This window comes from Pseudomonas sp. BCA17 (assembly GCF_004519405.1).
Lineage (GTDB): Bacteria > Pseudomonadota > Gammaproteobacteria > Pseudomonadales > Pseudomonadaceae > Aquipseudomonas.
Genome location: NZ_SGWI01000006.1, coordinates 63,162 through 76,023, shown reverse-complemented (window position 1 = coordinate 76,023; position 12,862 = coordinate 63,162). Strand labels below are relative to the sequence as shown.

Sequence of the window (12,862 nt, the reverse complement as noted above, 5' to 3'; positions counted from 1 at the left end):
TAAGCGAGAGGCGCCATCTTACCCGGCTGATGCACGCATATCCAAATGCAGGAGGGGCAGTGCACGTCGAATCGTCGCACCGCCCCTCACGTACTTCCAACCGCGCCCGCTGTTTACCGGCGGGTTTCGATCCATTCCAGCGCTGTGCGCCACACGCATATGCCCAGGAAATAAGCCGACATCAGTGACCACAACCCAAACGTCCACGGGTTGGTGTTCGGATAGTCCACCACCATTAGGAAACTGCACAGCAACCAGATCGTGGTCACGGCGATGTTGATCGGCATGAACCGCTTGACCCGGAACGGATGCAAGAACTTCATCGGCGTCACGGTCAGCAGCGCCAGGCCGATCACCGTCAACAAGGTGACCCAGGCGTCGGGCTGGATGATATACACGCACAACGCCACCACGTTCCACGCCGCGGGGAAGCCGACGAAGTAGTTGTCCTTGCTCTTCATGTTCACGTTGCAGAAGCAGAACAACGATGACACCAGGATGACCGACACCGTAAACAGATGGGTAAAGTCCGGCAGGTCGATATAGCGGTAGATAAACAGTGCCGGAATAAACACGTACGTCAGGTAATCGATCACCAGGTCCAGCACCGAGCCGTCAAAGCTGGGCAAGACCGTGCTCACATTGACCCGTCGCGCGAGCGAACCATCGAGGCCATCGACCACCAGCGCCAGGCCCAGCCACAGCAGGCACGCTTTGGGGGAGTTTTCCAGCAATGCCAGGGTGGCCAGGAAGGCCAGTACCACACCGGTGGCGGTAAAGCCGTGGGCGCCCCAGGCTTTGAGTCTGGCTACATGCAGGGTCGATATCACGGGCGGTTCTCCAAAAGGTCAAACGGGGCAGCCGACAACATGGCGTCGTCGAATCTGGCCAGGAATGCAGGTATCGACCGGGAAGGGGGGGATAAGGTTCACCACCCCGGTATATCCCTTAGCGTAGCAAGCGTAGGACGTTTCGGCATCAGCCCTGACGGAACACCAGCGTCTTCAAACCGCTTTGCGGGTCGATATCCGGGAATTCCGGTGGGTTTTCCAGCCGTTCCACAAAGCGCAGGCCCGGCGCTTCGCGGGTCACGCCATCAATCAGGAAGTCTTCCCCGAACGCCGGGTCGTTCATGCACGCCAGCACCGTGCCTTGGGGCGTGAGCAAATCCGGCAGGCGGCGCAACACGCGCTGGTAGTCCTTGGTCAACAAAAAGCTGCCTTTCTGGAAGGACGGTGGGTCGATGATCACCAGGTCGTAGGGACCGCCGTGGATGACCTTGGCCCAGGATTTGAACAGGTCGTGGCCCAGAAACGTGACCTTGCTCAGGTCATGCCCATTCAGGCGATGGTTATCGCGGCCACGGCTCAGGGCGCCACGGGCCATGTCCAGGTTCACCACGTGATCGGCGCCGCCTTCGATAGCGGCCACGGAAAACCCGCAGGTATAGGCAAACAGGTTGAGCACTCGCTGGCCCTTGGCCTGTTCGCGTACCCAGTTGCGACCGTAACGCATGTCGAGGAACAGCCCGCTGTTCTGTTTCTTACCCAGGTCGATCAGGTAGCGCAGGCCGCCTTCGGTAATCGTCAGTTCATCCACCGCGTCGCCCACCAGCCATTCGGTAGTGCTTTGCGGCAGATAACGGTGTTGCAGGGCCACGGTGTAAGCACTCAGGTGCGTCTGCAGCCACTGTTTCAAGGCTTCCAACGGGGCAGGCTCAGGCTCCTTGAACAGCGCCACCAGCACCACGCCTTGCAACCAGTCCACGGTCAATTGCTCCAGGCCCGGCCAGCAGCGGCCACGGCCGTGGAACAGGCGGCGGGTTTCAGCCGGCGGGTTGGCCAGGGCGGTGAGCAGGTGAGCGGACAGGGTGGCGAGTGCGTCAGGGGTCATCGTCGAGCGTCAGTCATTGAGCGGGCGGCATTTTAAACACAGTTGGGTGGTTTCGGGGGGCTGGAGCACAATGTGCTGGTAAAAAGCCGATTGGCAGTGATTCATGCTCAAACTGCTGCAGACAGCGCCTGATAACAGGCAAAAAATCCTCAGGCACCGACATAAACTGGAAAAAAAGCCCGGAGGTGCCCATGAACGGTTTCGTAAGTGCAGTCAATCACACGGCATTGGATCAGCAAGAGCTGGACGAATGGCGTGACGCCCTGGCTTCACTGGCGGCCCACGCCGGGCCAGCGAGGGCACGGCAGATCCTCGACCTGCTGGCCCGGGAGGGCAGTGCACCGCCTATCGACTGGAAGCCGCGCCACGGTACGCCGTATATCAACAGCATCAGCGTCGAGCAGCAGCCGGCCTTCCCCGGCGACCTGGCCACCGAAGAGCGTCTTGCTTCGTGGGTGCGCTGGAATGCCCTGGCCATGGTGGTGCGCGCCAACCAGGCCTACGGTGAACTGGGTGGGCACATCGCCAGTTACGCCAGCGCCGCGGACTTGTTCGAAGTGGGCTTCAACCACTTTTTCCGTGCCCGCAACGACCATTTTGGCGGTGATCTGGTGTTCTACCAGCCGCATTCCGCGCCAGGCATCTATGCCCGGGCCTTCCTTGAAGGGCGCTTGAGCGAAAACGACCTGGCTCACTATCGCCAGGAAATCAGCGGCCCGCAATCCGGCGCCCGTGGGCTTTCCAGCTATCCACACCCTTGGCTGATGCCCGACTTCTGGCAGTTCCCCACCGGCTCCATGGGCATTGGCCCCATCAGCTCGATTTTCCAGGCGCGCTTCATGCGCTACCTGCAACACCGCGGCCTGCAGGACACTACCGACCGCCACGTGTGGGGCGTGTTCGGTGACGGTGAAATGGACGAGCCGGAAAGCATGTCGGCCCTGACGTTGGCCGCTCGCGAGGGCCTCGACAACCTGACCTGGGTGGTCAACTGCAACCTGCAACGCCTGGACGGCCCGGTGCGCGGCAATGGGCGGATCATCGATGAGTTGGAGGCGTTGTTTGCCGGTGCCGGTTGGAACGTGATCAAGCTGGTATGGGGCTCGGACTGGGACGCCTTGTTCGCCAAAGACACCGACGGTTCGCTGGTCGACACCTTGTCGAACACTGTCGACGGCCAATTCCAGACCTTCGCCGCCAAAGATGGCGCCTACAACCGCGAACACTTTTTCGGCCAAAGCGCGGTCATGGCCAAACTGGTCGAAGGCATGAGCGATGAGCAGATCGACCGGCTCAAGCGCGGTGGCCACGACATGGTCAAGATCCACGCGGCCTACCACGCCGCGCGCCGGGTCAAAGGCAAGCCGACGGTGATCCTGGCCCAGACCAAAAAGGGCTTCGGCATGGGCGAGGCCGGGCAAGGCAAGATGACCACTCACCAACAGAAAAAGCTCGACCGAGAGGCGTTGATCGCCTTCCGTGACCGCTTTCGCCTGCCGTTGTCGGATGCGCAGACCGAGTCCTTGAGTTTCTACAAACCGGGCGATGACAGCCTGGAAATGCGCTACCTGCACCAGCGCCGCACGGCCCTGGGCGGTTATGTGCCAAGCCGCACGCAACAGGCTGCGCCGGTCAGCGTGCCGCCCGTCGTCGATTATGCCGGTTTCGCCACAGGCGCCGATGGCAAGGAAATGTCCACGACCATGGCCTTTGTGCGCATGCTCAGCAACCTGCTCAAGGATAAGACGCTCGGCCCGCGCATCGTGCCCATCGTGGCGGATGAGGCGCGTACTTTCGGCATGGCCAATCTGTTCAAGCAAATCGGTATTTATTCCAGCGTTGGCCAGCGCTATGAGCCGGAAGACATCGGTTCGATCCTCAGCTACCGCGAAGCCACCGACGGGCAGATACTCGAAGAAGGCATCAGCGAAGCCAGTGCCATCAGTTCCTGGGTCGCGGCGGCTACCAGCTATTCGGTGCATGGCCTGCGCATGCTGCCGTTCTACATTTATTACTCAATGTTCGGCTTCCAGCGGGTCGGCGACCTGATCTGGGCCGCTGCCGACCAGCGCGCACGTGGTTTCCTGCTGGGGGCCACCGCCGGGCGCACCACCCTGGGGGGCGAGGGCTTGCAGCATCAGGACGGCAGCAGTCACCTCACGGCCGCCACGGTGCCCAATTGTCGCGCCTATGATCCGGCATTTGCCGGCGAGTTTGCGGTGATCCTCGATCACGGCATGCGCCAGATGCTTGAGCACGATGTGGACGAGTTCTACTACGTGACCCTGATGAACGAAAGCTACCCCCAGCCAAGCCTGCCGGTTGGCGTGGAAGCAGCGATTATCAAAGGCATGTATCGCCTGGAAGGCGCCGCCGACGCCCAGGTGCGCCTGCTCGGTTCCGGCGCGCTGCTGCGCGAGGTCCAGGCTGCAGCGCACTTGTTGGCGAACGATTGGCAGGTGGCCAGCGAGGTATTCAGCGTGACCAGTTTCAGCGAGCTGGCACGGGACGCGCGGGAGGTGGAGCGCTGGAACCGCCTGCATCCGCAGGGCATCAAGCGGGTCAGCCACCTGGCTGAATGCTTGCCCAAGGGCGCGCCGGTGATCGCCGTGTCCGACTATGTGCGGGCGGTACCGCAGATGGTCGGGTCGTATCTGGATTGCAGCTACACCGTGCTCGGCACCGACGGTTTCGGGCGCAGTGATACGCGGGCGGCGTTGCGCGACTTCTTTGAGGTGGACCGCCATCACCTGGTGTTGGCGGCGCTGACGGCCTTGGTGGAGCAGGGGACTCTGGACGCGCAGGTGTGCCGGCAGGCTATCGAGCGGTACGGCTTGCAGGCGGAGCGGCATCCGTCCTGGACCGCCTGAACAACGGAGATCAAATGTGGGAAGGGAGCCAGTCTCCTCCCACATGTGGCTTTGTAAGGTTCGCTAGACAGTGGCGATCAGGGCCGGCCCAAAAGCTTCTTTCAGAAACCCCGGTGCGATGTAGCGCTCGTAATGCGCCTCGGAAAGCAGGAAAAACTCCCGGTCAATCGCATCCCGCAGGTCTGTGAGATTGCGCTCGCGAAACTCCGGCAACAACGCCAGGCCATACGCCTCCAACTTCGAAATCACCCGTGCGCCCCGGGCGATCAGCTGGTAGGCCCAGCAATACGGCGACTGGTTCGGTACGAAGCGGATCTTGCGGGTTTCCAGTTGCTGGCGCAGCAGGTGCGGGTCGAACACCTCAAGTTTGCTGGCCATCACCTGCACCAGCAATTGCTCCAGGCGCAGCCAGACGGCCTGCTTTTCGTCGGCGTTGTAGCCATTCCACTGGATCACTTCATGGTGATAACGCTTGCAGCCCCGGCAGACCAGATCCCCATAAACGGTGGAGCACAGGCCTACACAGGGTGTCTTGATGGTTTGATTGGGCATCCGTCTTGATCAATCCCAGCTCAACGCGCCGCCGGTCTGGTACTCGATCACACGGGTTTCGAAGAAATTCTTCTCTTTCTTCAAGTCCATGATCTCACTCATCCATGGGAACGGGTTGGTGGTGCCTGGGTACTCTTCCTTCAAGCCAATCTGCGACAGACGACGGTTGGCGATGAACTTGAGGTAATCCTCCATCATCGCCGCATTCATGCCCAACACGCCGCGCGGCATGGTGTCGCGGGCGTATTCGATCTCCAGCTGCGTGCCTTGCAGGATCATCTGGGTCGCTTCTTCCTTCATCTCGGCATCCCACAGGTGTGGGTTTTCGATCTTGATCTGGTTGATCACGTCGATACCGAAGTTCAGGTGCATCGACTCATCGCGCAGGATGTACTGGAACTGTTCGGCCACGCCGGTCATTTTGTTGCGGCGGCCCATGGACAGGATCTGGGTGAAGCCGCAGTAGAAGAAGATGCCTTCCAGCACGCAGTAGTACGCGACCAGGTTGCGCAGCAGTTCTTTGTCGGTGTCGACGGTGCCGGTTTCGAATTTCGGATCGGAGATCGAACGGGTGTACTTCAGGCCCCAGGCGGCTTTTTTAGCGACCGATGGGATCTCGTGGTACATGTTGAAGATCTCGCCTTCATCCATGGCCAGCGATTCGATGCAGTACTGGTAGGCGTGGGTGTGGATCGCTTCTTCGAAGGCCTGGCGCAGGATGTACTGGCGGCACTCCGGGTTGGTGATCAGGCGGTACACGGCCAGGACCAGGTTGTTGGCAACCAGGGAGTCGGCGGTGGAGAAGAAGCCCAGGTTACGCATGACGATACGGCGTTCGTCGTCGGTCAGGCCCTCGGGGTTTTTCCACAGGGCGATGTCGGCGGTCATGTTGACCTCTTGCGGCATCCAGTGGTTGGCGCAGCCGTCGAGGTACTTCTGCCAGGCCCAGTCGTACTTGAACGGCACGAGTTGGTTGAGGTCGGCGCGGCAGTTGATCATGCGCTTTTCATCCACGGCGACGCGGGCGGAGGCGCCTTCGAGCTCGGCGAGGCCTTCGGCGATGTCGAGTTTGTCCAGGGCGGCCTTGGCGCGAACGATGGCGGCGGAGTCGCTGGCGGTGACGGCGCGAGCTTCAACCGCGGCAGCAGCGCCGGCACCGTCGAGGCGGTCCATGTTGGCTTCGGTGGCGTGGCCGGCGTTGGCGCCCTTGATCACCGCTGCACCGGTGTCTTCGTTGTCGACTTCATCCCAACTCAGCATTGAAATTCTCCTTTCCTGGTACTCGAAAAATAGGGGGCTGCAGGCTTCAGGGCATTGAAATACTGCGCAGAGTGTGGTCGGAAAATACCGAAACTGCACACTATGTAGTGGTCTGTTCTGTTTGTGGGCACACTATATGGTGTGTGGTGAAACAGGTCAACGCACAACCTCTGCGGTCTGAGGTCGCTGCCGAAGGGCTATTGGGCTATAAAGCGTGGGTTCATTGAGCAGCGTTGGAATTTCAAGGGAATGAAAAAAATACTGATCCGAACCGCCATGCTCGAAGACGCCGAAAGTATCTTCGAGGTGCATAAAAACTCCGTCGAAAACCTTTGCCATGGCGACTACAGTCCCGAGCAGATTGCCATGTGGCTCGACGGTCGCTCGCCCGAGAGCTACCGCGAGTCCATTGCCGCCGGCAATCTGTGGCTGGCGTACGCCGATACCCTGTTGGGTTTCGTCGAGATCGACGGCCATGAAGTCAGCAAGCTGTTTGTGCGCGGTGACGCAGCCGGGCAGGGCGTTGGTGCACGCTTGTTGAATGACGCCTTGCAGCGCATTAAAACCGCAGGCCATCCCAACGCGTACCTCGAAGCCACCCTCACGGCTGAAAAGTTCTATGCCGCGTTCGGTTTTCGCAAGGTCGGCGAGGGTACGTTCAGCCATGGCAACAGCCCGGTTTCCATCGAGATCATCAAGATGGAACTGGAGCTGTAACGGGGGCCATGAGAAAAACTCACACCCCCATGACTTTTAATGGTTACGACTGCTTCGAAGCCCAGTGCTAAAAATTCGCCAACAAGCTCCCCATAACAACAACGAGCGTTTGCGAAAATGAAAGCACTTGATCTGTACATCGGCGAAGGCTTCGAAGGCCCAGGCGTCAATGCTGCCCATATCAACATTCTCATCGGCCCCCGCAATGGCCCGGCGGGCCAAGCGTTCGCCACCAGCCTGGCCTCCCCCAGCCAGGGTCATTGCCCGTTCATGGTGATCGCCCAGCCGAATATCCCGGTCAAACCCATGACCCTCTATGTCAACAAAGCGGCCATCGGCAGCGACCTGCACGGCAACGCGACCTGGGGCGCCTCACAGGCCGGGATCGCCAAGGCGGTGCTCGAAGCCTTGCTCGACGGCACGCTGCCGGCCGAGGCCGAAGACGAGTGGGCCATTGTCACCGCCAACTGGGTCAACCCGGCCTGCGATGACCTCGATGCCGTCTACTTGAACAACTACAACGCCTGCCGCACCGCGATCCGCGCCGCCCTGAACGGCACGCCCTACACCGCGCAACTGGCTGACGTGGTCAACCACATCAGCAACCCTTTCTACACGCCGAAAGCCTGAGGAGACTGCCATGCAATATATCCGTTTGGGCAACTCCGGCCTGCAAGTCTCGCGTCTGTGCCTGGGCACCATGAACATGGGTACTCCGGACTGGAAACCGTGGATTTTCGACGAAAAGCAAAGCGAGCCGATCGTCGCCCATGCCCTGGCCAATGGGGTCAACTTCATCGACCTGGCCGACTTCTACTCTGCCGGTGTCGGCGAAGAAGTGGTGGGGCGTATCCTCAAGCGCGTGGCGCGACGTGACGAAATCGTGGTCACCACCAAGGTCGGCTATGGCACCCGCAGCGGCATCAACGCCAGTGGCCACTCGCGCAAACACATCATGGACAGCATCGACGCATCCCTGAGCCGCCTGGGTATGGATTACGTCGACGTGTTCATGCTGCATTACTTCGACGTGAACACGCCGGTGGAAGAAACCCTGTGCGCGCTCAACGACATCGTGCGCTCCGGCAAGGCCCGCTACATCGGCGTGTCGACCATGCTCACGGGGCAGCTTGCAAAGATCTTGATGGCCTGCGAGCGCAACGGCTGGGTCAAGCCGATCAACATGCAACTGCAACTGAACTGCGCCTATCGCGAAGAAGAACGCGAAATGATCCCGTTCTGCCGCGACCAGGGCCTGGGTGTCTCGGTGTTCAGCCCTCTGGCCCGTGGTTTGCTCACGGGCGAAGTGCAGTCGACGCGCAACCAGACCGACTTCTTCACCCAACAGATGTACAGCGACCAGGCGTCGTTCGACATTGCCCACTCGGTACAGCGTGTGGCCCGTGCCCGTGGTGTGTCCAACGCACAGATCGCCCAGGCCTGGGTCGCCAACCACCCTGGAGTCGATGTAATGCTGGTGGGCGCCGATACCACCGCGCAATTCGACAGTGCATTGGCAGCCCTCACCACCGAGTTGGACGCCGAAGAACTGCATGAACTGGAACGCAACTACACCCCATGCGATGTGATCAACGACTACACCGCCGGCAAGCGCATCCTGCGTGAGGCCCGCCCGGGCCTGGACCGTTTCAACCTGACCGAGGCCGTGGCATGAACCCTTTGATCCGTACTGGCAACTACATCGGCGGCCAATGGTCCAGCGGTGGCCCGACCTACCCGGTGCTCAACCCGGCCACCGGCGCGCTGATCGCCGATGTGCAGCGTGCCGCCGCCGAAGAAACCCAACTGGCCATCGACGCCGCCAACCGGGCTTTGCCGGCCTGGCGCAAGCTCACCGCCAAGGAGCGCAGTCAGCGCCTCAAGCGCTGGAGCGAGCTGATGCTCGGCAACCAGAAAGACCTGGCCCACCTGCTCAGCCTGGAGCAGGGCAAACCCCTGGCCGAAGCCATGGGCGAAGTGGTCTACGCGGCGAGTTTCCTGGAATGGTTCGCGGAAGAAGCCAAGCGCGCCTATGGCGACGTGATCCCGACCCACAAGGCCGATGCACGTATTCTTGTGACTAAGGAAGCGATTGGTGTAGTGGCGGCGATCACGCCGTGGAACTTCCCCCTGGCCATGGTCACCCGTAAGGCCGGGCCGGCATTGGCTGCCGGTTGCACCTTGATCCTCAAACCGTCGGAAGAGACGCCGCTGTCGGCGTTCGCCCTGGCGGTACTGGCTGAGCAGGCAGGCATTCCGGCCGGTGTCTTCAATATTGTCTCCGGCGATGCCGTGGCCATCGGTGGCGCGCTGCAGGCTTCCAGCGTGGTGCGCAAGCTGTCGTTCACCGGTTCCACCCGTACCGGCAAACTGTTGATGCGCCAGGCCGCCGACACCCTGAAAAAAGTCTCGTTGGAGCTGGGTGGCAATGCGCCGTTTATTGTCTTCGACGATGCTGACCTGGACGCCGCCGTCAAAGGTGCCATGGCCTCCAAGTTCCGCAACACCGGGCAGACCTGCGTGTGCGTCAACCGCTTCTATATCCAGGACGGCGTGTACGAGGCGTTCACTCGCAAGCTGGCCGTCGCGGTCAGTGCGATGCGTGTGGGCAGTGCGCTGGACGGCGACACTGAACAAGGGCCGCTTATCAATGCCGCCGCCCTGGCCAAAGTCGAAGCCCATGTGGGGGATGCCTTGGAGAAGGGCGCCAAGCTGCTCTGCGGCGGCCGTCGCCATGCGCTGGGCGGCACGTTTTTTGAGCCGACCATCCTCACCGAAGCCCATGGCGACATGTTGATCGCCCAGGAAGAAACCTTCGGCCCGGTGGCCGCGTGCTTCCGTTTCACGGATGAGGCCGAAGTGCTGCAACGGGCCAATGACACGCCGTTTGGCTTGTCCGCCTACTTCTACAGCCGCGATATCGGCCGCGTTTGGCGCATGGCCGAGGGACTGGAAGCGGGCATGGTCGGTATCAACGAAGGGATCATCTCCACCGAAGTCGCGCCGTTTGGCGGCATCAAGGAATCGGGCCTGGGCCGTGAGGGTTCCAAGTACGGCCTGGAGGATTATCTGGAGATCAAATACCTGCTGATGGGAGGCCTGTAGCCTCTGATTTGAACCGGTGCCTGCATGGGCACCGGCTGTTACTCCGTCAAAAACAACAATATGGAGAACACCATGAGCGTACAAACCGTCAAAATCGACGACCTGCCGATCGGCCGTTTTCACCTTAAAATCGCCGGCCTGACCTTCGGCGCGCATTTCACCGACGGCTATATTCTCGGCCTGATCGGTATCGCTTTCACCCTGCTCAGTCCACAGATGCAACTCGACGCCTTCTGGCAAGGCTTGATCGGTGCGTCGGCGCTGATCGGTCTGTTCCTGGGCAGCCTGTTTTTCGGCTGGATCTCCGACACCCTCGGCCGGCAGAAAATCTTTCTGGTCAGCTTCGTCCTGATCACTGTAGCGTCGGTTATGCAGTTCTATGCCGAAACGGCCATGGGCCTGTTGCTGTGTCGCATCTTGATCGGCATCGGCCTGGGCGGCGATTTCAGTGTCGGCCACGCCATGCTTGCCGAGTTCTCACCGAAGAAACATCGCGGTGTGCTGCTCGGCTCGTTCAGTGTGATCTGGACGTTCGGTTATGTCGCCGCCACCTTTGTCGGCACGGCCATGCTCAGCCTGGGCGACGACGCCTGGCGTTGGATGCTGGCATCTTCGGCGATCCCAGCCGGGTTGATCCTGATCGCCCGTATCGGCACCCCGGAATCGCCGCGTTGGCTGGTCAACCGTGGGCGCATTGCCGAAGCCCGTGCGATTGTCAAAAAACACCTGGGCGAGCACGTGCTGCTGGACGAAGAGCCGTCGGCACAGACCCGTTCCGGTTATGGCGTGTTGTTCAGCCGTGAATACCGCAAGCGCACTGCGTTCAACTGCCTGTTCTTCGTGTGCATCGTGATGCCGTATTTTGCGATTTATACGTTTTTGCCGTCGATCCTGCAGAAGATGGGGCTGTCCCAAGGGTTCGGCACCGAGTTGCTGCTCAACCTGTTGCTGATTGTCGGCGCGCTGCTGGGTATCTGGTGCACGGTGAAGTTCTCGCGCCGTGGCTTCCTGATCAACTCGTTCATCATCCTCGCGGCGGCCTTGTTCCTGCTGGCGGTATTACCGGGCAGCCTGGCGTGGCTGATGGTGCTGACGTTTGGTGTGTTCACACTGGTGTTGTCGGCGGTGAGCAGTCTGGTGGGTGTGTTCCCGGCGGAAAGTTTCCCCACTGAAGTACGCGCCAGCGGCATTGGCCTGGCGACCGCGGTCAGTCGTTTGGGCTCGGCGATCAGTACGTTCCTGTTGCCGGTCAGCGTGGCCGGGATCGGCTTGAGCCCCACCATGGGCATTCTGGCGGCGATTCTGGTGTTCGGAGCAATTATCTCCTGGGCCTGGGCGCCGGAAACCAAGGCGCTGACCTTGAGCCAGGCATGCAAGGCGCAGAGTCCGGTCGATCAGCACGCAGTGCCGGGTGTGAAGAGGGCGGCGGTGGTCAGGGTGTAGGTGCAAGCCTGTTCCCACCTGCTTGCCGTGATCGGCTTGCTTTGCCGCTGCCGTCAGGGAGCAACGACCAGTAGCCGTTACCCGCATAACGGCTATGACTCAACATCAAGGATTGCTCACACCCTTCAACCACTGGGTAAACAACCGAACCTTGGATAACCCCTGCCTGTCCGCCGCCACATCCAGCCAATAGCCGTAAGGGCCGATCACTTCTACCGGGGTGATTGGCAGCAGGCTGCTGTTGGCCAGTTCGCGTTCGATCATCTGCCGGTCAATTACCGCCAGCCCTCCGCCCGCCAGGGCGGTGTGGATCACTTGGTCCAGGGTGCTGAATTCCAGGCCCTGGCCAGCATCGATATCGTCTCGGCCCATGGCCGCCAACCAGTTTTCCCAGACCGCCAGGCGCTTGCCGTCGTGCAGGATATGCAGCAGCGGGAAACGCCGCAGGTCGGGCGGTTGGCCGTTGGCAAACAGCTCCGGGCTGGCCACGGCGATATGGCGTTCCATGACTAATAACTCACTGCTGCAATGCGTGTCCGCTTCGAGTCCGAAGCGAATCCTGCAGTCGATTTCGGCGAGGTTATCGTGGTGGCTCTGGTGAGTGACGCTGAGGTTGATATCCGGGTAGCGCTCACAAAACCGCCGCAAATGCGCCGACAGCCAGCGTGTGGCCCAGGTCGGTGGCGCAACGATGCGTAGCCGCTGGCGCAGGTTGGGTACGCGCACGGCTTGCAGGGCGCGTTCGATATGGTCAAAGGCGTCGCTTAGGTGCGGCGACAGGGCGAAGCCGGCTTCAGTCAGGGACAGGCCCTGGGGCGTTCGGACGAACAGGGCGACACCGAGGTAGTCTTCCAGTTGTTTGATCTGGCGGCTGACCGCGCCCTGAGTGACATTGAGGCCCACGGCGGCCTGGCTGAAACTGCGGTGGCGGGCGACTTCTTCGAAGACGCGCAGCATAGTGAGCGCAGGGAGGTGGCGCATGAAAAGAATTCCACACTTGTTGTTTTTATAGTGTTTTTTGC

Annotated in this window: 11 protein-coding genes; 6 read left to right on the top strand and 5 right to left on the bottom strand. The window is 60.9% G+C overall.

What is annotated here, in order from left to right:
- Positions 1-113: 113 nt before the first annotated feature.
- Together pcsA and EXW71_RS21125 are read right to left on the bottom strand one after the other, a co-directional pair.
- The gene (pcsA, locus tag EXW71_RS21130; RefSeq protein ID WP_123718865.1) at positions 114-830 is read right to left on the bottom strand and encodes a phosphatidylcholine synthase; all 717 of its coding nucleotides are present in this window, start codon (positions 828-830) and stop codon (positions 114-116) included.
- A gap of 148 nt (positions 831-978) precedes the next feature.
- Positions 979-1,893, bottom strand: coding sequence for a class I SAM-dependent methyltransferase (locus EXW71_RS21125; RefSeq protein WP_134660758.1), 915 nt, complete (start codon positions 1,891-1,893; stop codon positions 979-981).
- A 191-nt stretch (positions 1,894-2,084) separates the two neighbouring features.
- Here EXW71_RS21125 and mdeB point away from each other — a divergent pair, with 191 nt between their 5' ends.
- A complete protein-coding gene (gene mdeB / locus EXW71_RS21120) occupies positions 2,085-4,763 on the top strand; it encodes an alpha-ketoglutarate dehydrogenase (protein ID WP_134660757.1) in 2,679 nt (892 codons plus the stop codon).
- Positions 4,764-4,826: 63 nt separating this feature from the next.
- On the opposite strand, the gene EXW71_RS21115 is transcribed toward mdeB, so the two are convergent.
- Positions 4,827-5,315, bottom strand: coding sequence for a DUF1289 domain-containing protein (locus EXW71_RS21115; protein WP_134660756.1), 489 nt, complete (start codon positions 5,313-5,315; stop codon positions 4,827-4,829).
- 9 nt (positions 5,316-5,324) lie between these two features.
- Positions 5,325-6,575, bottom strand: a complete 1,251-nt coding sequence (locus EXW71_RS21110; RefSeq protein ID WP_134695657.1) for a ribonucleotide-diphosphate reductase subunit beta — start codon at positions 6,573-6,575, stop codon at positions 5,325-5,327.
- Positions 6,576-6,824: 249 nt separating this feature from the next.
- On the opposite strand from EXW71_RS21110, the gene EXW71_RS21105 reads away from it, so the two are divergent.
- From EXW71_RS21105 to EXW71_RS21085, 5 genes are all read left to right on the top strand, one after another.
- Positions 6,825-7,292, top strand: a complete 468-nt coding sequence (locus tag EXW71_RS21105; RefSeq protein WP_134661309.1) for a GNAT family N-acetyltransferase — start codon at positions 6,825-6,827, stop codon at positions 7,290-7,292.
- Positions 7,293-7,409: 117 nt separating this feature from the next.
- On the top strand, positions 7,410-7,922 hold the full coding sequence (gene fae / locus EXW71_RS21100) for a formaldehyde-activating enzyme (RefSeq protein ID WP_134661310.1): 513 nt from the start codon (positions 7,410-7,412) through the stop codon (positions 7,920-7,922).
- A 10-nt stretch (positions 7,923-7,932) separates the two neighbouring features.
- Positions 7,933-8,967, top strand: a complete 1,035-nt coding sequence (locus tag EXW71_RS21095; protein ID WP_134661311.1) for an aldo/keto reductase — start codon at positions 7,933-7,935, stop codon at positions 8,965-8,967.
- Positions 8,964-10,397: an NAD-dependent succinate-semialdehyde dehydrogenase gene (locus tag EXW71_RS21090; RefSeq protein ID WP_134661312.1), complete on the top strand. Its 1,434-nt coding sequence runs from the start codon at positions 8,964-8,966 to the stop codon at positions 10,395-10,397. Before EXW71_RS21095 ends, EXW71_RS21090 begins: the two co-directional genes overlap by 4 nt.
- Positions 10,398-10,469: 72 nt before the next feature.
- Positions 10,470-11,840 (top strand): MFS transporter, encoded by a 1,371-nt coding sequence (locus EXW71_RS21085; protein WP_134661313.1) that lies wholly within the window; start codon positions 10,470-10,472, stop codon positions 11,838-11,840.
- A 105-nt stretch (positions 11,841-11,945) separates the two neighbouring features.
- On the opposite strand, the gene EXW71_RS21080 is transcribed toward EXW71_RS21085, so the two are convergent.
- Positions 11,946-12,821, bottom strand: a complete 876-nt coding sequence (locus EXW71_RS21080; protein WP_134661314.1) for a LysR substrate-binding domain-containing protein — start codon at positions 12,819-12,821, stop codon at positions 11,946-11,948.
- Positions 12,822-12,862: the final 41 nt, after the last annotated feature.